This is a genomic window from Microbacterium sp. Root553 (assembly GCF_001426995.1).
GTDB lineage: Bacteria > Actinomycetota > Actinomycetes > Actinomycetales > Microbacteriaceae > Microbacterium.
The window spans coordinates 2,076,678-2,098,138 of record NZ_LMFY01000001.1 but is presented as its reverse complement, the minus strand read 5'-3'; the positions used below and the strand labels follow the sequence as shown (position 1 = coordinate 2,098,138).

General features: G+C 68.7%; 20 protein-coding genes. 4 read left to right on the top strand and 16 right to left on the bottom strand.

Going from position 1 to position 21,461, the window contains the following annotated elements; genetic code table 11:
* The 11 genes from atpD to prmC all read right to left on the bottom strand — a co-directional run bounded on the left by atpD (position 1) and on the right by prmC (position 10,063).
* Positions 1-1,455 carry a F0F1 ATP synthase subunit beta gene (gene atpD, locus ASD43_RS09695; RefSeq protein ID WP_056416683.1) on the bottom strand — a complete coding sequence of 485 codons (1,455 nt, stop codon included), beginning with the start codon at positions 1,453-1,455 and terminating at the stop codon, positions 1-3.
* Positions 1,456-1,476: 21 nt separating this feature from the next.
* On the bottom strand, positions 1,477-2,376 hold the full coding sequence (locus ASD43_RS09690; RefSeq protein WP_045255376.1) for a F0F1 ATP synthase subunit gamma: 900 nt from the start codon (positions 2,374-2,376) through the stop codon (positions 1,477-1,479).
* Between the two features lie 20 nt (positions 2,377-2,396).
* Positions 2,397-4,037, bottom strand: coding sequence for a F0F1 ATP synthase subunit alpha (gene atpA / locus ASD43_RS09685; RefSeq protein WP_056416680.1), 1,641 nt, complete (start codon positions 4,035-4,037; stop codon positions 2,397-2,399).
* 63 nt (positions 4,038-4,100) lie between these two features.
* A complete protein-coding gene (locus tag ASD43_RS09680) occupies positions 4,101-4,889 on the bottom strand; it encodes a F0F1 ATP synthase subunit delta (RefSeq protein ID WP_056416677.1) in 789 nt (262 codons plus the stop codon).
* Positions 4,889-5,443 carry a F0F1 ATP synthase subunit B gene (locus ASD43_RS09675; protein WP_056416674.1) on the bottom strand — a complete coding sequence of 185 codons (555 nt, stop codon included), beginning with the start codon at positions 5,441-5,443 and terminating at the stop codon, positions 4,889-4,891. Before ASD43_RS09675 ends, ASD43_RS09680 begins: the two co-directional genes overlap by 1 nt.
* Positions 5,444-5,470: 27 nt before the next feature.
* Positions 5,471-5,707 carry an ATP synthase F0 subunit C gene (gene atpE, locus ASD43_RS09670; RefSeq protein WP_042541851.1) on the bottom strand — a complete coding sequence of 79 codons (237 nt, stop codon included), beginning with the start codon at positions 5,705-5,707 and terminating at the stop codon, positions 5,471-5,473.
* A 59-nt stretch (positions 5,708-5,766) separates the two neighbouring features.
* A complete protein-coding gene (gene atpB, locus ASD43_RS09665; protein ID WP_410477435.1) occupies positions 5,767-6,474 on the bottom strand; it encodes a F0F1 ATP synthase subunit A in 708 nt (235 codons plus the stop codon).
* A gap of 221 nt (positions 6,475-6,695) precedes the next feature.
* Positions 6,696-7,271, bottom strand: a complete 576-nt coding sequence (locus ASD43_RS09660; protein WP_056416671.1) for a hypothetical protein — start codon at positions 7,269-7,271, stop codon at positions 6,696-6,698.
* Positions 7,268-8,440: an MraY family glycosyltransferase gene (locus ASD43_RS09655; RefSeq protein WP_056416668.1), complete on the bottom strand. Its 1,173-nt coding sequence runs from the start codon at positions 8,438-8,440 to the stop codon at positions 7,268-7,270. Before ASD43_RS09655 ends, ASD43_RS09660 begins: the two co-directional genes overlap by 4 nt.
* Positions 8,437-9,156 carry an L-threonylcarbamoyladenylate synthase gene (locus ASD43_RS09650; RefSeq protein ID WP_056416665.1) on the bottom strand — a complete coding sequence of 240 codons (720 nt, stop codon included), beginning with the start codon at positions 9,154-9,156 and terminating at the stop codon, positions 8,437-8,439. Before ASD43_RS09650 ends, ASD43_RS09655 begins: the two co-directional genes overlap by 4 nt.
* Positions 9,157-9,202: 46 nt before the next feature.
* The gene (gene prmC / locus ASD43_RS09645; RefSeq protein WP_056416661.1) at positions 9,203-10,063 is read right to left on the bottom strand and encodes a peptide chain release factor N(5)-glutamine methyltransferase; all 861 of its coding nucleotides are present in this window, start codon (positions 10,061-10,063) and stop codon (positions 9,203-9,205) included.
* A gap of 99 nt (positions 10,064-10,162) precedes the next feature.
* Here prmC and cysK point away from each other — a divergent pair, with 99 nt between their 5' ends.
* Together cysK and epsC are read left to right on the top strand one after the other, a co-directional pair.
* Complete coding sequence (cysK, locus tag ASD43_RS09640; protein WP_056416659.1) at positions 10,163-11,101, top strand: cysteine synthase A; 939 nt, start codon at positions 10,163-10,165, stop codon at positions 11,099-11,101.
* Between the two features lie 8 nt (positions 11,102-11,109).
* On the top strand, positions 11,110-11,679 hold the full coding sequence (gene epsC / locus ASD43_RS09635; protein ID WP_056416655.1) for a serine O-acetyltransferase EpsC: 570 nt from the start codon (positions 11,110-11,112) through the stop codon (positions 11,677-11,679).
* Positions 11,680-11,803: 124 nt separating this feature from the next.
* On the opposite strand, the gene ASD43_RS09630 is transcribed toward epsC, so the two are convergent.
* Complete coding sequence (locus ASD43_RS09630) at positions 11,804-13,348, bottom strand: CitMHS family transporter (protein WP_056416651.1); 1,545 nt, start codon at positions 13,346-13,348, stop codon at positions 11,804-11,806.
* A gap of 144 nt (positions 13,349-13,492) precedes the next feature.
* Between ASD43_RS09630 and ASD43_RS09625 the strand changes: the two genes are divergently transcribed.
* Positions 13,493-15,145: a sensor histidine kinase gene (locus ASD43_RS09625; RefSeq protein WP_056416648.1), complete on the top strand. Its 1,653-nt coding sequence runs from the start codon at positions 13,493-13,495 to the stop codon at positions 15,143-15,145.
* Positions 15,142-15,795, top strand: a complete 654-nt coding sequence (locus ASD43_RS09620) for a response regulator (protein WP_056416647.1) — start codon at positions 15,142-15,144, stop codon at positions 15,793-15,795. Before ASD43_RS09625 ends, ASD43_RS09620 begins: the two co-directional genes overlap by 4 nt.
* 132 nt (positions 15,796-15,927) lie before the next feature.
* On the opposite strand, the gene prfA is transcribed toward ASD43_RS09620, so the two are convergent.
* The 4 genes from prfA to ASD43_RS09600 all read right to left on the bottom strand — a co-directional run bounded on the left by prfA (position 15,928) and on the right by ASD43_RS09600 (position 21,417).
* Positions 15,928-17,007, bottom strand: coding sequence for a peptide chain release factor 1 (gene prfA, locus ASD43_RS09615; RefSeq protein WP_056416644.1), 1,080 nt, complete (start codon positions 17,005-17,007; stop codon positions 15,928-15,930).
* Positions 17,008-17,018: 11 nt separating this feature from the next.
* Positions 17,019-18,980, bottom strand: coding sequence for a transcription termination factor Rho (gene rho / locus ASD43_RS09610; protein ID WP_056416642.1), 1,962 nt, complete (start codon positions 18,978-18,980; stop codon positions 17,019-17,021).
* A 188-nt stretch (positions 18,981-19,168) separates the two neighbouring features.
* Positions 19,169-20,113, bottom strand: a complete 945-nt coding sequence (gene thrB, locus ASD43_RS09605; RefSeq protein WP_056416638.1) for a homoserine kinase — start codon at positions 20,111-20,113, stop codon at positions 19,169-19,171.
* Positions 20,110-21,417: a homoserine dehydrogenase gene (locus ASD43_RS09600; RefSeq protein ID WP_056416636.1), complete on the bottom strand. Its 1,308-nt coding sequence runs from the start codon at positions 21,415-21,417 to the stop codon at positions 20,110-20,112. Before ASD43_RS09600 ends, thrB begins: the two co-directional genes overlap by 4 nt.
* Positions 21,418-21,461: the final 44 nt, after the last annotated feature.

Here is a 21,461-nt window from a genome sequence, read left to right as displayed (position 1 = left end):
TCAGCCGTTCTCCTTCTGGATCTTCGCCCACTGCTCTTCGACGTCGGAGATGCCACCGACGTTGAAGAAGGCCTGCTCGGCCACGTGGTCGAAGTCACCGCGGGTGATCGCATCGAACGACTCGATGGTCTCCTTGAGCGGCACGGTCGAACCCTCGACACCCGTGAACTTCTTCGCCATGTAGGTGTTCTGCGAGAGGAACTGCTGGATGCGGCGTGCACGCGACACGACGATCTTGTCCTCTTCGGAGAGCTCGTCGACACCGAGGATCGCGATGATCTCCTGCAGTTCCTTGTTCTTCTGAAGGATCTGCTTGACCGTCGTCGCGACGCGGTAGTGGTCCTCGCCCAAGTAGCGGGGGTCCATGATGCGCGACGTCGAGGTCAGCGGGTCGATGGCCGGGTACAGACCCTTCGACGCGATCTCACGCGAGAGCTCCGTGGTGGCGTCGAGGTGGGCGAACGTGGTCGCCGGAGCCGGGTCGGTGTAGTCATCGGCCGGCACGTAGATCGCCTGCAGCGAGGTGATCGAGTGACCGCGCGTCGAGGTGATGCGCTCCTGGAGGAGGCCCATCTCGTCGGCCAGGTTCGGCTGGTATCCCACGGCCGAGGGCATGCGGCCCAGCAGCGTGGAGACCTCGGAACCGGCCTGCGTGAAGCGGAAGATGTTGTCGATGAAGAGCAGCACGTCCTGCTTCTGCACGTCACGGAAGTACTCCGCCATCGTCAGAGCCGACAGGGCGACGCGCAGACGCGTTCCCGGCGGCTCGTCCATCTGGCCGAAGACGAGGGCGGTCTTGTCGAAGACACCCGCCTCTTCCATCTCGTGGATCAGGTCGTTGCCCTCACGGGTGCGCTCGCCGACGCCGGCGAACACCGACACACCACCGTGGTCCTGCGCGACGCGCTGGATCATCTCCTGGATGAGGACCGTCTTGCCGACACCGGCGCCACCGAACAGACCGATCTTTCCACCCAGAACGTACGGGGTGAGGAGGTCGATCGACTTGATGCCGGTCTCGAACATGGTCGTCTTCGACTCGAGCTGGTCGAAGTTCGGAGCCTTGCGGTGGATCGGCCAGCGCTCGGTGACCTCGATGGTCTCGCCGGGCTCGAGGTTCAGGACCTCGCCGATCACGTTGAAGACCTTGCCCTTGGTGACGTCGCCGACGGGGACCGAGATGGCCTCACCGGAGTCGCGCACCTCCTGGCCGCGGACGATGCCGTCGGTCGGCTTCAGAGCGATGGCGCGAACGAGGTCGTCGCCGAGGTGCTGAGCGACCTCGAGGGTGATCTCGACCGACGAGTCGCCGATCGTGATCGTGGTCTTCAGCGCGTTGTAGATGTCGGGGATCGAGTCGTGCGGGAACTCGATGTCGACAACCGGACCGTTGACGCGTGCGACGCGCCCGACGACCGCGGTCGCCGGCTGGTCAGCCGTGGCGGTGGTGGTCATTTTCGTCTCTTTCCTGATGGTCTATTTGCTCGACGAGAGTGCGTCGGCGCCGCCGACGATCTCCGCGATCTGCTGCGTGATCTCCGCCTGACGCGCGTTGTTGCGCAGACGGGTGTAGTCGGTGATGAGCTTGTCGGCGTTGTCGCTGGCCGACTTCATCGCCTTCTGCGTCGCAGCCTGCTTGGCAGCAGACGACTGCAGGAGAGCGTTGAAGACACGGCTCTGGATGTACACCGGCAGGATCGCGTCGAGGACTGTCTCGGCATCCGGCTCGAACTCGTACAGCGGGTAGACGGCGCTTCCCGCTTCGGAGTCATCGGCTTCCGCGATCTCCAGCGGAAGCAGACGCACGGATTCCGGCGACTGCGTCATCATGCTGACGAAGCGGTTGTACACGAGGTGGATCTCGTCGACGCCGCCCTCGTCCGCACCGCGGGAGAAGTCCTCGAGCAGCGTGGCCGAGATCTCCTCCGCCGTGTGGAACGACGGGGTGTCGGTGTCGCCGGTCCACTCCGCGGCCGCCGCGATGCGACGGAACTGGAAGTAGCCGACGGCCTTGCGACCGACGAGGTAGAACACCGGCTCCTTGCCCTGACTGCGCAGGAGCTCCGCCACCTCGAGACCCTCTCGGAGGATCTGCGAGTTGAAGGCTCCGGCAAGGCCCCGGTCCGACGAGAAGATCACGACCGCGGAGCGGCGGATCGTCTCGGGCTCGCGGGTGAGCGGGTGGTCGACGTTCGAGTGCGTCGCGACGGCGGACACGGCCCTCGTCACGGCACGCGCGAAGGGGCTGGACGCTTTGACACGTCCCATCGCCTTCTGGATGCGCGAAGCCGCGATGAGTTCCATCGCCTTCGTGATCTTCTTGGTCGTCTGAGCAGAAGAGATCTTCTGCTTGTAGACCCTGAGTTGAGCGCCCATGAAATCAGTTCCTCACGCGGTTACGCGCGACGACCCTTGACGATCTTCTCCTGGTTGACGTCGTCGGCCTCGGCCGCACCGTGCTCCTCGTGGCCGGGAGCTCCGATCGCCTGGCCCTTGCCGCCCTGGAACTCCAGGAGGAAAGCATCCGTGTGCTTCTCGAGCTCGGCGACCGTGTCGTCATCGAGGACGTTGGTCTCGCGCAGGGTGTCGAGCACCTTGGTGTTGCGACGAAGGTAGTCGAGGAGCTCGCGCTCGAAGCGGAGGACATCCGCGACCTCGATCGTGTCGAGCTTGCCCTTGGTTCCGGCCCAGATCGAGACGACCTGCTCCTCGACGGGGTACGGCGAGTACTGCGGCTGCTTGAGCAGCTCGGTCAGACGCGCACCACGGGAGAGCTGACGACGCGACGCCTGGTCGAGGTCGGATGCGAACATCGCGAAGGCCTCGAGCGAGCGGTACTGAGCGAGCTCGAGCTTGAGCGTTCCCGAGACCTTCTTGATCGACTTGACCTGAGCGTCACCACCGACTCGCGACACCGAGATACCCACGTCGACCGCAGGACGCTGGTTGGCGTTGAAGAGGTCGGACTGCAGGAAGATCTGGCCGTCCGTGATCGAGATCACGTTGGTCGGGATGTACGCCGAGACGTCATTGGCCTTGGTCTCGATGATCGGGAGACCCGTCATCGAACCCGCACCGAGCTCGTCGGACAGCTTCGCGCAACGCTCCAGCAGACGGGAGTGCAGGTAGAAGACGTCACCCGGGTAGGCCTCGCGGCCCGGCGGACGACGCAGCAGCAGCGACACGGCGCGGTACGCCTCGGCCTGCTTCGACAGGTCGTCGAAGATGATCAGGACGTGCTTGCCGCCGTACATCCAGTGCTGACCGATGGCCGAACCGGTGTAGGGAGCGAGGTACTTGAAGCCGGCGGGGTCGGAGGCCGGAGCTGCCACGATCGTGGTGTACTCCAGGGCGCCGGCCTCTTCGAGCGCGCCCTTCACCGAGGCGATGGTCGAGCCCTTCTGGCCGATCGCGACGTAGATGCAGCGCACCTGCTTGTTGACGTCGCCCGACTCCCAGTTGGCCTTCTGGTTGATGATCGTGTCGATCGCGATCGCGGTCTTGCCGGTCTGGCGGTCGCCGATGATCAGCTGACGCTGGCCGCGGCCGACGGGGATCATGGCGTCGATCGCCTTGATGCCGGTCTGCATCGGCTCGTGCACCGACTTGCGCTGCATGACGCCGGGCGCCTGCAGCTCGAGCTCACGTGAGCCCTCGGTGGCGATCGAGCCGAGGCCGTCGATCGGGTTTCCGAGCGGGTCGACGACGCGACCCAGGTAGCCGTCGCCGACGGGCACGGAGAGGACCTCACCCGTGCGGGTGACCTCCTGTCCTGCTTCGACACCGGTGAAGTCGCCGAGGACGACCACACCGATCTGGTCCTGGTCGAGGCTCAGCGCGAGGCCCTTGGTGCCGTTCGCGAAGGCCACGAGCTCATTGGCCATGACGCCGGGCAGGCCCTCGACGTGCGCGATTCCATCCGCTGCGTCGATGACGGTGCCGACCTCGGTCGCCGCTGCCCCGGTGGGCTCGTAGGCGGCGGCGAAGTCCTTCAGCGCGTCACGGATGACGTCGGGGCTGATCGATAGTTCTGCCATTGTCTTCCCTTTGTATCTGGGTGCGCGGTTCCCCGCGCGAAGTCGTGTTAGCCGACGTTGGTATTAGCTGACGAGCTTCTGGCGAAGGTCGGCGAGTCGAGCGGAGATGCTGCCGTCGATGACGTCATCGGCGATCTGCACGCGCAGACCTCCGACGACGGCGGGGTCGAAGACCTCGTTGAGGGATACGTTGCCGTCGTAGCGGCGCGAGAGCGCCGCGCTCAGGCGGGTGCGTTGCGCGTCGGTCAGCGGCTTCGCGGTGTGCACCGTCGCCACCACCCGATCGCCCTGGTCCGCGACGATGCGCGTCGCCCGCGCCAGCATCTGCCGGATGCGACGCTCCCTCGGCTGGCGGACCAGCGACGACACGATCAGCGCGGCGGCGTCGCTGACGCCCCCGGCCAGAAGCCTGTCGACGAGAGCGCCCTTGGCGTTCTCTCCCCCGAGGCGGGTTCCGAGCGCGAGCTCGAGATCCGCGTTCGCGGCGATGACGCGGGAGAAGCCGAACAGCTCTCCTCCGATGTCGGCCTGGGGAGTGGAGATCGCGGCGGCACGGATGGCCAGCTCCTCGACGCCGTCGACGAGCTGCGACGACGAGGACCAGCGCTGGGCCACGACGGTCCTCAGGACGTTCTGCACGTCCGAAGAGAATCCGCCGAAGACCGCCGACACGACGTTCTGTCGCGCCTCGGCCGGAGCCGAGGGATCGGTGAGCGCGCCGCTCAGCTGAGACGACTCCGCCACGGTCCTGGCAGCTGCGAACAGCTCCCTGGCCGAGTCGAGAGTGACGTCCTTCGCTGCGGCAAGCGCCTGAGTGGATGCCGCGAGTGCCTGAGTGGTCGCGCTGCCCATTACTGAGCCGCCTTCTCGGATGCTTCGAGGTCGGCGAGGAAGCGGTCGACGACCGCCGTCGCGCGAGCATCGTCCGAGAGCGTCTCGCCGACCACGCCACCGGCGAGGTCGATGGCGAGCGAGCCCACCTCGCTGCGCAGCGACACGAGAGCGGTCTGACGCTCCGCCTCGATCTGCGTGTGCGCGGTCGCCGTGATGCGAGCGGCCTCGCTCGACGCGGTGTCCTTGGCTTCGGCGACGATCTTCTTGCCGTCCTCACGGGCGGCCTCACGGATCTCACCGGCCTCGGTGCGCGCCTCGGCGAGCTGCCGGGTGTACTCCTCGAGCGCGGCCTCAGCCTGCTTCTGGGCCTCGTCGGCCTTGGCGATGTTGCCCTCGATGGCGGCGGACCGCTTGTCGAGCATCGCCGTGAACTTCGGAAGGGCGACCTTCCACACGACGATGAGGATGACGAGGAACCACAGACCCGACCAGATGATGTCGTACCACGCAGGGATAAGCGGGTTGTGCGCTTCACCCTCTGCTGCGAGGTTCGTGACAAGAGCGTTCAGCATCCTGTCTCCTTCAGAAGTCGGTAGAGATTACGGGAAGGGGATGAATCCGACGGCGATGCCGACGAATGCAAGCGCCTCGGTGAAGGCGATACCGATCCACATGAGGACCTGGAGGCGGCCGGCCAGCTCGGGCTGACGAGCGACACCCTCGATGGTCTTGCCGACGACGATGCCCACACCGATGGCCGGGCCGATAGCGGCGAGGCCGTAGCCGACCGAAGCGAGGTGACCGTTGATGTCTGCGAGAACCGTAGTAGCGTCCACGGGTTTTTCCTTTCGTTGGGTGGGCCGGCAGGTGCCGACCCGCTCAGTGCCTAGTGGGCTTAGTGCTCTTCTGCGACCGCGAGCTGGATGTAGACCGCGGTGAGGACGGTGAAGACGTATGCCTGGAGGACGGCGACCAGGATCTCGAAGAGAGTGAAGGCGCCGCCGAAGGCGAGGGTTCCGACACCGAGAGCGGCCCAGCCGCCACCTGCGGTGAAGAAGAAGAACTGGGTGGCTGCGAAGCACAGCACCAGGAGCATGTGACCGACGACCATGTTCATCAGCAGTCGGAGCATCAGGGTGACGGGCCGGATGATGAAGGTCGAGAGGAACTCGATCGGCGTCACGATGATGTAGACCGGCCACGGCACTCCCGACGGGAACAGCGCGTTCTTGAAGAAGCCGAGCGGGCTCTTCTTGATGCCGGCGTAGATGAAGGTGATGTAGCTCACGAGGGCGAGCGTCAGCGGCACGGCCGCGATGCTCGTTCCCGCGATGTTCAGGAACGGGATGATTCCCGTGATGTTCATGAACAGCACCATGAAGAAGATCGTGGTGAGGATCGGCAGGAATCGGTTGCCGTCCTTGCGACCGAGCAGGTCGTGCGCGATGTTGCCGCGGACGAAGTCCAGCCCCATCTCGACGACGCTCTGGAAGCGTCCGGGGACGACCTTCATCCGACGGGTGCCGAGCACCAGGATGAGGACCACCGCCACGACGGCGATGAACTGGACCAGGTGGATCCGGTGGACGGGGATGCCCGCCACGTTGAAGAGGATCTCCGGGAAGAACTCGTCGATCGAAGGTCCGTGGAACTCGCCGTCAGTGGCGAGTCGGGGCGTCAGGTTCGCAGCAAGATTGAACAGCGCGTGCTCCAGCTTCGGGGCACCGGAAAAAACCGGGGCGACGATGGTCGGTGTGCTTCAAGCGCAAGCGCTCGCGGGCGAGCGGCGGGCACTCGTCAACTCTATCAGAGTATGAGGGTTCCCTAAGACCGCGGGCCGTCCTCGGCCGGGGCATCCGTGACCGGGGAGTCCTGGATGAGATTGTGCCGCCCGGGAGCGCGATCCTCCGGTGCGACGGTCGGCAGCTGCACGCCCGGGGCCTGGTCGGTCGGGGCCTCCGAGGGCAGCGACGCGTCGGACACGTGCGGAAGGCGCATGCGCGTGATCACGATCACGTCGATCACGAGCGTCGCGACGACGCCGGTGACGATCGACAGGAAGAACACCATGGGGCTCACCCACGGCTGCCCGCTCAGCACGATCATGATGACGACGAACAGGCCGAGCTTGAGCAGCCAGCCGCCCAGCACGATCGCGAAGAAGAGCTGGACGTAGAGCGGATCCCCGAACCAGCGGTTGGCGATCAGGATGCTCAGGGCGGTGATGCCGAGGAACAGCATCGCCAGGACGACACCGAGGAGACCGCTGACCAGCCCCTCTCCCCCGTCGACGAGCAGGCCGATGCCGCCGGCGACGATCGCGAGGACGATCATCGACACGGCGGACCACAGCAGGGTCCTGCGCAGGATCGGGTTGCTGGATACGGGGTTCGGGCTCACGGGGACTCCACGGGTGTCGGGTCGGTGTCGGCGGTCGCCGCGGTCGTGCGCCGGCGAGTGGGAAGAAGGGTGATGACGAGGCAGGCGGCGATGCCGACCACGCCGAACAGCACACCGGGGAGATACTGGCCGGGCCAGTCCTCGCGCGCGCCGACGTACATCAGCAGCACCGCGAGCGAGATCACGGCCGTCCAGGCGTAGAAGATCAGCACGGCATCGCGATCACGGTGCCCGAGGTCGAGCATGCGGTGGTGCAGATGCTTGCGGTCAGGCGAGAACGGCGACTTGCCGGCGTGCACGCGGCGAAGCACCGCGAGGCCGAAGTCGAGGAGCGGGAGCAGCACGACCAGCAGGGGCAGCAGGATCGGGATGAACGCACCCAGCAGCTGGGAGCGCCCGAGCCGCTCGGGATCGAGAGCGGAGGGCTCGAGCTGGCCGGTCACGGCGATGGCGGACGTCGCCATCAGCAGCCCGAGCACGAGAGCACCGGAGTCGCCCATGAAGAGCTTCGCCGGACTCCAGTTGAACGGCAGGAAGCCGATGCAGGCGCCGATGAGGACGGCGGCGAGGAAGGAGGCGAGGTTGAAGTAGCTGGAGGCGCCGGTGTCGCGGGTGAGGATGTAGGAGTACGCGAAGAAGACGCCGTTCGCGATCAGGCAGACCCCGGCGACGAGACCGTCGAGCCCGTCGATGAAGTTGACCGCGTTCATCACGATCACGATCGCGAACATCGTGATCGTGATGCTCAGCCAGCTGGAGAACACGATCAGGTCGCCGAAAGGCAGCGACAGGATCTGCAGTCCCCCGCCGACCGTGATGATCCCTGCGGCGAGGAACTGCGCGCCGAGCTTGATCATCCAGTCGAGGTCCCAGAGGTCGTCGACGACGCCGATGATGGCGATGAGCAACGCGGCGGCGAGGATCGACCACATCGTCTGCGGCGGCATCCACATGTTCGCGAAGAACGGGTTCAGCGCCGAGAAGCCGATCGCCGCGGCGATGCCGAGGAAGATCGCCACCCCACCGAGGCGCGGTGTGGGCGTGGTGTGCACGTCGCGCTCACGGATGCCGGGGTACAGCTTGTAGCGCAGACTCAGCTTCCAGACCGCCCAGGTGAGCCCGAAGGTGATCGCGGCGGTCACGAGGATCGTGAGGAGGTACTGGCTCACGACTCCGCGTCCGCTGCCGACTCCGCGTCCGCTGCCGATTCCGCGGGTTCGAGCAGGTCTCCGAGGACCTCTTCGAGCCGTTCGCGGCTGACCGCGCCGTCGCGGAGGATGCGCACTCCGCCCGTCGTCGGCTCGGCCCCGCGCGGCACGAGCGAGGTGGCATCGACGATCGTCGACGCGATCCCGTCACGGCTGAGTCCGTCGGCGAGGTAGACCGACACGCTGTCGCCCAGCATCCGCTCGGCGTCGAGCGCCGAGATCGCCGCGTCGCGGCCGGTGAGGTTGGCGCTGGAGACCGCGAGCGGCCCGGTCTCGGCGAGCAGTTCGAGGGCGACCCGACCCTCCGGCATCCGGATCGCGACCGTCCCCTCGGTGTCGCCGAGATCCCACACGAGGGAGGGCTGGGCGGGCAGGACGATGGTCAGCCCACCGGGCCAGAAGGCGTCGATGAGGCGCTGCACGGGCTCGGGCACGGACTCCGCGAGCGCGTGCACGACCTCCTTCGAGCCGACGAGCACGGGCGGGGGCTGGTTGCGGCCGCGGCCCTTGGCATCGAGCAGCCGCTGCACCGCCGCCGGCGAGAAGGCGTCGGCCGCGACCCCGTAGACGGTGTCGGTGGGCATCACGATGAGCTCGCCGCGGCTGATCGCCTGACGGGCGTGGCGCATCCCGGCGAGAAGCTGGGCCTCGTCGCCGCAATCGAAGATGGAGGACATGACGTTCCGATTCTAGCCGGGGTGCCTGGGGGATTCGTGTCCGCGATCAGGGGCGCAGAGCGGTCGTCGCCCTGTCGCGGAGGGTGAGGTCGCGATGCGTCGCGGCAGCGCGCCATCCGTCTCGGGTCAGGATGCCGCGGATCTCCTCGCCCTGCAGCTCGCCGTGCTCGATCACGAGGAGCCCGCCGGGGTGCAGCAGCTCGGCCGCCCGAACGCTCAGTACCCGCACCAGGTCGAGGCCGTCCGCGCCCCCGTACAGTGCCATCGACGGGTCGAACAGGCGCACCTCGGGATCACGCGGGATCGCCGCATCCGGCACGTACGGCGGGTTGGAGATGACCACGGATGCGGTGCCGTCGAGCTCGCGGAACGCATGAGCGAGATCATCGTTGACGAGCGTGAGGTTCTCGACGCCTGCCGTGTTGCGCACGGCCCACGGGTACGCGTCCGGAGAGAGCTCCGCGGCGAACACACGCGCATGCGGGACCTCGGTGGCCATCGCGAGCGCGATCGCACCGCTGCCGGTGCCGAGATCGACGGCGATGGGGGCGGGGAGCGCGGAGCCGAGCAGCGCGTCGATCGCGTACTGCACGACCGTCTCGGTCTCGGGGCGAGGCACGAAGACCCCGGGGCCGACGGCGAGTTCGAGGTGTCGGAACGGAGCGACCCCGGTGATGTGCTGCAGCGGTTCCCGTGCCGCCCTCCGGGCGACCAGGGCATCCAGCGCACCCTCGATCTCAGCGCTCAGGGCGTCGCCGCGGATGAGGGCGGCCTGCACCTCTCCGCGCCGCAGCCCCAGGAGATGTCCGGCCAGGAGCTCGGCGTCGACGAGGGGATCGGGCACGCCGGCCTCCGCGAGGCGGGCAGTGGCCGTGCGCACCGCCGAGGCGAGGGAGATGTCAGGCATGGATCAAGCGTAGAGCGCGGAAAGGCGTCATACTGCCCGACCCCCGGGGCCGCTCGCCTAGGCTGGAGGCGCAGTCACCCCGCACAGGAAGGCTCCTCCATGCCCGGTATCCACTCCGACATCACGTCCGCGTTCGGCAACACCCCCCTGGTACGCCTGAACCGCGTCACCGAGGGCCTCGGTGCGACCGTGCTCGCGAAGCTCGAGTTCTACAACCCGGCCTCCAGCGTCAAGGACCGCCTCGGCATCGCGATCGTCGATGCCGCGGAGGCCTCGGGCGAGCTGAAGCCCGGGGGCACGATCGTGGAGGCGACCAGCGGCAACACCGGCATCGCGCTCGCGATGGTCGGCGCCGCCCGCGGCTACTCGGTGATCCTCACGATGCCCGCGTCGATGTCGAAGGAGCGGCGCATGCTGCTGAAGGCCTTCGGCGCCGAGCTCGTCCTCACCGACCCCACCAAGGGGATGACGCATGCGATCGCCGAGGCGGAGGCCATCGCCGCCCGCACACCGGGTGCCGTGCTGGCGAAGCAGTTCGCCAACGAGGCGAACCCGGCGATCCACCGTCGCACCACGGCCGAGGAGATCCTGCGCGACACGGACGGCTCCGTCGACTACCTCGTCGCCGGCATCGGCACCGGCGGAACGATCACCGGCGTCGGCCAGGTGCTCAAGGAGCGCGTCCCGGGCGTGCAGATCGTCGCCGTCGAGCCCAAGGACTCCCCCATCCTCACCGAGGGACACCCCGGACCGCACAAGATTCAGGGGATCGGACCGAACTTCGTGCCGCCCATCCTCGACCGCGACATCCTCGACGAGGTCATCGACGTCACCTTCGACGACGCCATCCGCGTCGCACGCGAGACCGCGAGCAGAGAGGGCATCCTGGTCGGCATGTCGAGCGGTGCCGCGATCTGGGCCGCTCTGCAGGTCGCGCAGCGCCCCGAGGCCGCGGGCAAGACGATCGTCGTCATCATCCCCTCGTTCGGCGAGCGGTACCTCTCGACCGCCCTGTACGAGAACCTTCTCGAGTCCTGACCCGCTCGATGAGCATGATCGGTCGAATGCGCGAGGACGTCGCGGCGGCACGTCTCCGCGACCCCGCGGCACGCAGCGCCGCCGAGGTGGCGCTGCTGTATCCGGGTCTGCACGCGATCTGGGCGCACCGGGTCTCGCACCGCCTGTGGCGACGCGGCCTGCGTCTGCCCGCCCGGGCGATCTCGCAGGTCTCGCGGTGGCTCACCGGCATCGAGATCCACCCGGGCGCGCGCATCGGCCGACGGTTCTTCATCGACCACGGCATGGGCGTCGTCATCGGCGAGACCGCCGAGGTGGGTGACGACGTCATGCTCTATCACGGGGTGACGCTGGGCGGTCGCACCCGCGACGCGGGCAAACGGCATCCCACTCTCGGCGACGGGGTCGCGGTCGGCGCCGGCGCGAAGATCCTCGGACCCGTCACGATCGGCGAGGGATCGGTGGTGGGGGCCAACGCCGTCGTCACCCGCGATGCACCGGCCGACAGCATCCTGGTCGGAGTGCCGGCCAAACCGCGCGCTCGACTGCGCGGCGAAGACACCCGCGCCATGCTCACCGCTCCGGAGTACTCGATCTGAGTCGGCGCCCGGGATCGCATCCCGGCAGCGCCGATCGACGCCACGCGGCGACCGTGGATCACGGTCGCCGCGCGGCGTCGCAGACTCCTCGGGTGCGCCGGTCAGTGCTTCCGCAGGCCCGGCGTCACTGAGCCACGAAGAACGGGATCGCTCCCGAGACGATGCCGATCGCCAGCATCACCAGAGACACGATCGTCGCGCGCCAGAGCACCTTGCGGTGGTGGTCGCCGAGGTTCACCCCGGCCAGCGAGACGAGCAGCAGGATGGCCGGGACGAGCGGGCTCTGCAGGTGCACCGGCTGCCCGATGATCGATGCGCGGGCCATCTCCACCGGGTCGATCCCGTATGCGGCCGCACTCTGCGAGAGCACGGGCAGGATGCCGTAGTAGAACGCGTCGTTCGACATGAAGAACGTGAACGGGATCGACAGCACCCCTGTGATCGGCGCGAGGAACGGTCCGAGCGAGGGAGGCAGGACGTCGGTGATCCACGTCGCCATCGCATCGACCATGCCCGTGCCCGACAGCACTCCGACCAGCACGCCGGCCGCGATGACCATCGACACGACGCCGACGATGCTCGGAGCATGGGCGACGATCTCGGACGCCTGGTCCTTGATGCCGCGGAAGTTCACCAGCAGAGCGATTCCCGCACCGACCATGAACACGTACGGAAGGGGCATGATGTCGAGGATCAGCAGCACCATCACCGCGAGCGTCAGCACCAGGTTGAACCAGATCAGCTTCGGACGCAGGGTCGGCCGCGCGGGGTCGAGCATGGTGTCCGCCATCGCGGTGTCCGCAGGGTCGACGCTCGCGGCGGGCACGGGGGCACGACCGCCGGCGACCACGACGATGTTGCCGGTGCGCAGCGCCGCACGGGCGCCGGGCTTCGCGTCGGATCCGCGGAAGATCTTCGGGACGGTCGACAGCGCACCGCCCTCGCCTCCCGTGAGCAGCCCGGCGGAGTCGAGACGGCCGAGGCGGCGGCGCTCCCCCAGCCCGAGCAGCCAGGCGAAACTCAACGTCACCAGGATGCCGACGCCCAGGGCCGGAAGCATCGGGACGAAGATGTCGGTCGGCTGCAGACCGAGCGCTGTCGCCGCCCGCACGGTGGGGCCGCCCCAGGGCACGATGTTCAGCGTGCCGTTCATCAGGCCCGCGACGCAGGTGAGGACCACGGGGCTCATGCCGAGTCGCAGGTAGATGGGCAGCATGGCCGAGGTGGTGATGATGAAGGTCGTCGACCCGTCGCCGTCCAGCGACACCGCACCCGCCAGGATCGCCGTGCCCAGCACGACCTTCGCCGGATCGTCGCCGAGCAGCCGCGTGATCAGGCGGATCAGCGGGTCGAACAGTCCGACGTCGATCATGATCCCGAAGAACATGATGGCGAACATGAGCAGCGCCGCGGTCGGCGCCATCGTGGAGATCGAGTCGAGGATCATGTCGCCGAGCCCGAGCCCGGCGCCCGCGAACAGACCGAACACGGTGGGCACGAGGATCAGGGCGACCATCGGGGTCAGCCTCTTGGTCATGATGAGCGTCATGAACGCCAGCACCATGGTGAATCCGAGCAGGACCAGGACCCACTCCGGCGGCACGAACGCCACGTCATACGTGGGTGCCTCGTCGGCGGCCGCGAACAGGCCGGTGAGTGCATCGGGCATACGGTGACTCCTTCGTCGGGTCCGTCCACTTCGACGGATCCTGACGAGAGTAGGCAATCCGGCGCGTCCGAGTGCGGTATCCCGCATTCCCGGGCGTTATGCGCGTAGCGTGACTTCTGCGCATATTGCGCGAAGGGAGCCCCCGTGTCGAAGACGCCGACCAGATGGCGGTTCGCGACCCGCGCGCTGCTGCTGCAACTCGCGGCCGTCGCGCTCGTCGTCGCCCTGTGCACGGGTGTGTACCTCGCCCTCGCCGTGCAGCAGCTGCGTGCCGAGGCGCAGTCCACCGCCCTCGGCATCGCCAGGACCCTCGCCGAGGACCCGCAGGTGCGCACCGAAGTCGCTCGCGTCTCCGCGTCGAGCGAGCCACCGGATGCCGAGAGCCTGAGGAACGGCGACCTGCAGCGCACTGCTCTCGATGTCGCGGCCCGCACCGGAGCGCTCTTCGTCGTGATCACGGACGAAGACGGCATCCGTCTCGCGCATCCCACCAGCGCGCGCATCGGCGAGGTGGTGAGCACACCGTTCGCCGATGTGCTCGCCGGCAACGAGGTCGTCGAATGGCAGACCGGCACGCTCGGCGAATCGGCGCGCGCCAAGGTGCCCGTGCGGGATGCCCACGGCACCCCCGTCGGAGAGATCAGCGTCGGCTTCGAGCGCACCGGCGTGTTCGACGACCTGCCCCCGCTGCTCGGCGTCATCGGACTCACCGCGGTGGGCGCCCTGACCCTGTCCGTGCTCGCGTTCCTGCTCCTGCGCCGACGTTGGGAGCGGTTGACGTTCGGCGTGCAGCCGGAAGAGCTCGTCGCGCTCGTGCAGAACCAGACCGCGGTGCTGGACGGCGTGGACGACGGCGTGCTCGCGGTCGACACCGAGGGCATCGTGCGAGTGAGCAACGCCGCCGCCGACCGGATGCTGGGCATCCACGCCCCGGTGGGTCGCCCGCTCGTCGAGCTGGGGCTGCCGCCCGTTCTCCTCGAGACGGCGTCGGGAACCGTGGCGCGCTCCAGCGCCGTGATCGACGAGCGCGTGCTCTATCTGGATTCACGGCCTGTCGAGCGCGCCGGCCGCCTACTCGGCGACGTGCTGATCATCCGTGATCGCACCGACCTGATCGCGCTGACGGAGCGGCTGGAGAGCGTGCGCGCGGTGACCGCGGCCCTGCGAGTGCAGCGACACGAGTTCGCCAATCGCATGCACGTGGCGGCCGGCCTCCTCGACGCCGACCGCATCCCCGACGCGCGGGCCTTCCTCGGCGAGCTCGTGGAGCGCGGCTCCGTGGCGTTCCCCGTCGTCGGACTCGATCTGCTCGGCGACGCCTTCCTGCACTCCTTCCTCGGCGCCAAGGGCCTCGAGGCGGGTGAACGCGGTGTGGCGCTGCGCATCGCGGACGACACGCAGCTGATCGGCGACATCGTCGAGCCCGAAGACGTCGCCGCCGTCCTGGGCAACCTGGTCGACAACGCCGTGACAGCGGCGGTGGCCGGCGACCGCGAACCCCGGTGGGTCGAGGTCGCGGTGCTCGGTGACGGCGACGCACTCGTGCTCACGGTCGCCGACTCCGGACCGGGGCTGGGCAGCACCGAACCGATGTCACCCCGCTCCCCCGGCGACGACGGCGCCGACCGCGTGCACGGTCACGGACTCGGCCTCCCGCTCGCCCGGGAGATCGCCCGCCGCAGCGGTGGGGACCTCTGGATCATCGATCCGGGCGGCCCTGCGCACGGCGCCGTGTTCGCCGCACGCCTCGGCGGTGCCGTGTCCGCCGCTCCGACAGTTCACAGGGAGACCCCATGACCGATCCCCTCCGCGTCCTGATCCTCGACGACGACTTCCGCGTCGGCGAGCTGCATCGGGGCATCGTCGACGAGCAGCCCGGCTACACGGCCCTCGATCCGGTGCGCTCGATCGCCGAAGCACAGGACGGCCTCCGCGCGTCACGTCCCGATCTGCTCCTCGCCGACGTCTATCTTCCCGACGGCGACGGCATCGCCCTGGTGCGGGAGACGGGGGTCGACGCCATCCTGATCTCTGCCGCAGACGATGGCCCCACGGTGCGCAGGGCGCTGCGCTCGGGCGCCGTCGGCTACCTGCGCAAGCCCTTCGAGCGACGAGCCCTCACGGGACTGCTCGACCGGTACGCACGCTATCGGAACCTCCTCGCCGGCGACCGTCCCCTGCCGCAGGAGGACGTGGACCGGGCGCTGGCGATCCTGCACGGCTCCGGCGAACCCGTGACCGTCTCGCGCTCCGCGACCGAACAGCTGGTGCTCGCGGCGCTCGGCGACGGCGAGGCATCGGCCGCCGAGGTGGGCGAGCGGGTCGGCATCTCGCGCGCCACCGCACAACGCCATCTGGCGGCGCTCGCGGCACGCACCGTCGTGGAGGTGCGCCTGCGCTACGGAGCAACGGGGCGACCGGAGCACCGCTACGCGGCGCGTACCTGAGACCCGAGTCGGCGCAGTCGCGCACCTGAGACCCGGGTCCGCGCGGTCGCGCGCCTCGGGCACGCGTGAGAGGCCCGGGATCAGTGAGAAGCGCGGGATCAGCGAGAGGTGCGACTCAGCGAGAGGCGCGGCTCAGGAGTCGGAGCCGACAGCCGCGAGCCGCGCCTCTTCGTCGGCCTGGATCGCACTCTCGATGATGGGCTCGAGAGCCCCGTCCATCACCTGGTCCAGGTTGTACGCCTTGAAGCCCGTGCGATGGTCCGCGATGCGGTTCTCCGGGAAGTTGTACGTCCTGATGCGCTCCGAGCGGTCCATGCCGCGGATCTGCGACTTGCGTGCATCGGAGGCCGCGGCGTCCAGCTCCTCCTGCTGCTTCGCGAGCAGTCGGGCACGGAGCACGCGCATGGCGGCCTCGCGGTTCTGCAGCTGGGACTTCTCGTTCTGCATCGAGACGACGATCCCGCTGGGCAGGTGCGTGATGCGCACCGCGGAGTCGGTCGTGTTGACGGACTGACCGCCGGGCCCGGACGAGCGGAAGACATCGATCTTGAGGTCGTTCTGGTTGATCGCGATCTCGTCGGGTTCGTCGACCTCGGGGAACACCAGCACACCGGTGGTCGAGGTGTGGATACGACCCTGCGACTCGGTCGCGGGCACGCGCTGCACCCGGTGCACCCCGCCCTCGTATTTGAGGTGCGCCCAGACGCCCTGCGCGGGGTCGGTGGAGGATCCCTTGATGGCGACCTGGACGTCCTTGTAGCCCCCGAGATCGGACTCGTTGCGCTCCAGAAGCTCGGTCTTCCAGCCCTTGGAGGCCGCGTACTGGATGTACATCCGCAGCAGGTCCGCGGCGAACAGCGCCGACTCGGCGCCGCCCTCCCCCGCCTTGATCTCCATGATCACGTCACGCGCATCGTCGGGATCGCGAGGGATCAGCAGCCGGCGGAGCCTCTCCTGCGCCGCCTGCAGTCCCTCTTCGAGAGCCGGGATCTCGGCGGCGAACGCGTCGTCTTCGCGTGCCAGCTCGCGGGCGGCGTCGAGATCGTCGGATGCCGCCACCCATGCCTCATGGGCGGTGACGATCCGCGACAGCTCGGCGTAGCGGCGATTGACCCGCTTCGCCCGCGCGGCGTCGGCGTGCACCGCCGGGTCGGAGAGCTCCTCCTGCACCCGGCGATGCTCGTCGATCAGAGTCTGGACGGACTCGAACACTCCGGCTCCGCTCAGCGGATGTTGTTGTCGTGCCCGTGTGCGCCCGAAGGCAGCGTCGGGATCGACTTCTGCATCTGCACGAGGAACTCGACGTTCGAGTGGGTCTCCTTGAGCTTGCCGAGGACGACCTCGAGCGCCTGCTGCTGGTCGAGGCCCGCGAGGGCACGGCGCAGCTTCCAGGTGATCTTGACCTCGTCTGCCGAGAGCAGCATCTCCTCGCGACGGGTGCTCGACGCGTTGACGTCGACGGCGGGGAAGATCCGCTTGTCGGCGAGCTGACGCGAGAGGCGCAGCTCACTGTTGCCGGTGCCCTTGAACTCCTCGAAGATGACCTCGTCCATCTTGGAGCCGGTCTCGACGAGAGCCGTGGCGAGGATCGTCAGGGATCCGCCGTTCTCGATGTTGCGCGCGGCGCCGAAGAAGCGCTTGGGCGGGTACAGCGCCGAGGCGTCGACACCACCCGAGAGCACGCGTCCCGAGGCCGGGGCCGCGAGGTTGTAAGCACGACCGAGACGCGTGATCGAGTCGAGCAGCACGACGACGTCGCGGCCCAGCTCGACGAGGCGCTTGGCGCGCTCGATGGCGAGCTCGGCGACCGTGGTGTGATCCTCGGCGGGGCGGTCGAAGGTGGAGGCGATGACCTCGCCCTTCACCGTGCGCTGCATGTCGGTGACCTCTTCGGGGCGCTCGTCGACGAGCACGACCATGAGGTGGACCTCGGGGTTGTTCTGCGCGATCGCGTTGGCGATCTGCTGCAGCACGATCGTCTTGCCCGCCTTGGGCGGCGCGACGATGAGCCCGCGCTGTCCCTTTCCGATCGGGGCGACGAGGTCGATGATCCGCTGGGTCAGCTTCTCGGGAGCGGTCTCGAGACGGAGACGCTCCTGCGGGTACAGCGGGGTGAGCTTGCCGAACTCGACGCGCGTCGCCGCGTCATCGACGGACAGGCCGTTGATCGAGTCGACCTTGACCAGGGCGTTGTACTTCTGACGTCCCTGCTGCTCGCCCTCACGGGGCTGCTTGATCGATCCGACGATCGCGTCGCCCTTGCGCAGGTTGTACTTCTTGACCTGGCCAAGCGAGACGTAGACGTCGCTGGGGCCGGCGAGGTAGCCGGTGGTGCGGACGAACGCGTAGTTGTCGAGCACGTCGAGGATGCCGGCGATCGGGATCAGGACGTCGTCCTCGCCGATCTCCGTGTCGAACTCGTCGGTCGGGGCGCCGCCACGACGCTTGTTGCGCTGACGGTTGCGGGCGTTTCCGCCGTCGTCATCGGTCGGCGCGCTCTGCTGCTGCGTCTGCTGCGACTGCTGCGAGTCGCCCTGGCCGTTGCCGTTCTGGCCGCGACCGCGGTTGCGGCTGCGGTTGCGGTTGCGTCCACGACCGCCCTGCTCGTCGCCGCCGTCGGCGGAGTCGGAGCCGGAATCGTTCGAGGAGGGGGTCTCCGTCGCAGGAGCCTCGGCGGGCTTCTCGGCGGCGGGAGCCTCGGCATCGGCCGCCGGCTTCTTGGTGGTGCGGCGACCGCGACCGGTGGTCTTCTTCGGCTCGTCGGTCGCGTCGGAGGATCCGGCGTCGGCGGACGGTGCGGACTCGGCCGGTGCCGCGTCCGCGGTGGGGGCCTCGGCGGCGGGAGCCTGCGCGGACGCCGCGGACGCCTCGGTCTCGGCATCGGCCTTCTTCGCCCGGCTGCGGCGCGGGGCCTTCGCCTTCGGTGCAGCCTCGGCCGGAGCCTCGGCGGCGGGTGCGGCAGCGGATGCAGCGGCGGGTGCGGCATCGGCGGCGGGCGCCTCAGCGGCGGCCGCCGCGGCCTTCTCGGCCTTCGCTGCAGCGGTCGCGGTGCTCGCACGTCGCGGTGCGCGCTTGCGTGCAGGGGCCACTTCGGTCGCGGATGCGGTCGCGGCGTCGGACGCCCTCGCCGGAGCCTCGGCGGCAGGTGCCGCCTTGTCGTTCTGGGTCTCGGAGAAATTCTCCACGAGTACTCCCTCTTCAGTCTGGGGAACACGAGCGGTACGCGCACAACGGGTGCTGAGCGCGGTCGCACGGGCTGACGCTCGGCGTCAGCCGCCTCGTCACTTGGTTCTCGAAGAGAACCGGGTTCTCGCTGAGAGCAGTGATACAGGGATTTGCGTGCGGGACTTGCAGAGTTGCAATGGGGCCAGATTCACGCAGTTGCGTGGAGCCCTCCGCTCGATTCCCCCACTGTACCACCACGCACGTCGACGGCGAGCAGCAGCGCATCCCACGGGGTGTCGGTGGTGGATTCGGCGAGTTCCACGGCATCCTGGCGGCGCCCGGGGCCGTCGGCGAGCACCAGCACGCTGGGTCCGGCGCCCGAGACGACGGCCGCGAAGCCGGCACTGCGCAGCGCCTGCACGAGTCGCTGCGTCTCGGGCATCGCCTCGGCACGGTAGTCCTGGTGCAGACGGTCGGCCGTGGCATCGAGCAGCAGTTCGGGGCTCTGGGTGAGTGCCGCGATCAGCAGGGCCGAGCGCGACAGGTTGAACACCGCATCCGCGGTCGAGACGTGGGGCGGCTGCAGCGAGCGCGCGGCCGACGTGGACATCGTGTACGAGGGCACCAGCACGAGAGGAGAGACTCCGCGATGCACGAGCAGCTTCTTGTGCCGGGCGCCGTGCTCCCCCATCCAGGCGATCGTGAGTCCGCCGAAGAGCGCCGGAGCGACGTTGTCGGGATGCCCCTCGATCTCCGTGGCGAGGCGGAGCATGTCGGCGTCGTCGATGTCGACGTCGCCCTCGAGCAGCCCCTTGGCCGCGAGGATGCCCGCGGCGACCGCGGCTCCCGACGAGCCGAGGCCGCGTCCGTGCGGCACGCCGTTCTCGGCCTGGATGCGCAGACCCGGAAAGGGACGATCCACATCGGCGTACACGTGCGCGACGGTGCGGACGATCAGGTTCGACGCGTCGCGCGGGATCTCCTGGGCGCCGGATCCTGTGACCTCGATCTCCAGCTCCCCGGCCGCGAGCTCGGTGACGAGGAGCGTGTCGTAGACGCTGAGCGCGAGCCCGAGCGTGTCGAAGCCGGGGCCGAGGTTGGCGCTGGTCGCCGGAACCGTGACCTCGACCGTGCGTCCTGCCGCCACGGTCACTCGCCTTCCACGCGCAGCACCGAGACCACGCGCTCGACGACGGAGCTCTCCGACAGCGCGGTCACGGTGGCGCTGAGCGCCGAGTCCGTCGCACGATGGGTGCCGATCACGAGGCGAGCGGTGGGTTCCGCCTCCCCCTCGACGGTCTGGACCACGGTGGCGACCGAGACGTCGCCGTCGCTGAGGATCCCGGCGACCGTGGCGAGCACGCCCGGAGCATCCGAGACCTCGAGCGTGATCTGGTATCGCGTGGTGACGTGGCCGATCGCGACGACGGGCAGGTTCGCCCTGGTCGATTCGCCGACACCGACTCCGCCCGCGATGTGCCGCCGTGCCGCCGAGACGACGTCGCCGAGAACGGCGGATGCTGTCTGCACACCGCCCGCTCCCGCCCCGTAGAACATCAGCGAGCCGGCGGCCTCGGCCTCGACGAAGACGGCGTTGTTCGCGCCGTGCACCGAGGCGAGCGGGTGCGACTGGGGCACCAGTGCGGGGTACACGCGGACCGAGATCGACTCGGCGCCGTTCGCCTCGAGGCGCTCGCAGACCGCGAGCAGCTTGATGACGAATCCGGCGGCGCGGGCCTCGTCGATCATCGAGGCGGTGATCGAGGAGATCCCCTCGCGATGCACCGCATCCAGCGGGACCGCGGTGTGGAAGGCGAGGCTCGCGAGGATCGCGGCCTTCTGCGCGGCGTCGTAGCCCTCGACGTCGGCCGTCGGATCGGCCTCGGCGTATCCGAGGCGCTGGGCGTCGGCGAGCACATCGGCGAAGTCGGCGCCCTCCGTCTCCATCCGGTCGAGGATGTAGTTGGTCGTGCCGTTCACGATGCCCATGATGCGCACGACCCGGTCGCCCGCGAGCGAGTCGCGCAGCGGGCGGATGATGGGGATAGCCCCTGCCGCGGCGGCCTCGTAGTACACCGAGGCGCCCACGCGATCGGCGGCTTCGAAGAGCTCGGGACCGTGGGTGGCGAGCAGCGCCTTGTTCGCGGTCACGACATCGGCTCCGGAGCCGATGGCCTGGAGGATGTTCGTGCGAGCCGGCTCGATCCCGCCGATCAGCTCGATGACGATGTCGGCCCCGAGGATCAGGGACTCCGCGTCGGTCGTGAACAGCTCCGCAGGCAGGTCGGCGTCGCGCGGGGCGTCGAGGTTGCGCACGGCGATGCCGGACAGCTCGAGAGCGGCGCCCGCACGATCGGCGAGCTCGTCACCGTGGCGCAGCAGCAGGTCGGCCACCTGGGAGCCGACCGCGCCGGCGCCCAGCAGCGCCACCCGAAGTCGTCGGTACTCAGTCGTCATTGCTTCTCCTTCGGAGGGTGGATCTGTCGTACGTCGTCGGATGC

Excerpts from the sequence above, each read along its gene's own strand:
- atpD (WP_056416683.1), bottom strand. The coding sequence starts at position 1,455 with ATGACCACCACCGCCACGGCTGACCAGCCGGCGACCGCGGTCGTCGGG.
- ASD43_RS09630 (WP_056416651.1), bottom strand. The coding sequence starts at position 13,348 with ATGCCCGATGCACTCACCGGCCTGTTCGCGGCCGCCGACGAGGCACCC.
- ASD43_RS09680 (WP_056416677.1), bottom strand. The coding sequence starts at position 4,889 with ATGGGCAGCGCGACCACTCAGGCACTCGCGGCATCCACTCAGGCGCTT.
- atpA (WP_056416680.1), bottom strand. The coding sequence starts at position 4,037 with ATGGCAGAACTATCGATCAGCCCCGACGTCATCCGTGACGCGCTGAAG.
- cysK (WP_056416659.1), top strand. The coding sequence starts at position 10,163 with ATGCCCGGTATCCACTCCGACATCACGTCCGCGTTCGGCAACACCCCC.
- ASD43_RS09650 (WP_056416665.1), bottom strand. The coding sequence starts at position 9,156 with ATGTCCTCCATCTTCGATTGCGGCGACGAGGCCCAGCTTCTCGCCGGG.
- ASD43_RS09620 (WP_056416647.1), top strand. The coding sequence starts at position 15,142 with ATGACCGATCCCCTCCGCGTCCTGATCCTCGACGACGACTTCCGCGTC.
- ASD43_RS09600 (WP_056416636.1), bottom strand. The coding sequence starts at position 21,417 with ATGACGACTGAGTACCGACGACTTCGGGTGGCGCTGCTGGGCGCCGGC.
- ASD43_RS09690 (WP_045255376.1), bottom strand. The coding sequence starts at position 2,376 with ATGGGCGCTCAACTCAGGGTCTACAAGCAGAAGATCTCTTCTGCTCAG.
- ASD43_RS09675 (WP_056416674.1), bottom strand. The coding sequence starts at position 5,443 with ATGCTGAACGCTCTTGTCACGAACCTCGCAGCAGAGGGTGAAGCGCAC.
- epsC (WP_056416655.1), top strand. The coding sequence starts at position 11,110 with ATGAGCATGATCGGTCGAATGCGCGAGGACGTCGCGGCGGCACGTCTC.
- prmC (WP_056416661.1), bottom strand. The coding sequence starts at position 10,063 with ATGCCTGACATCTCCCTCGCCTCGGCGGTGCGCACGGCCACTGCCCGC.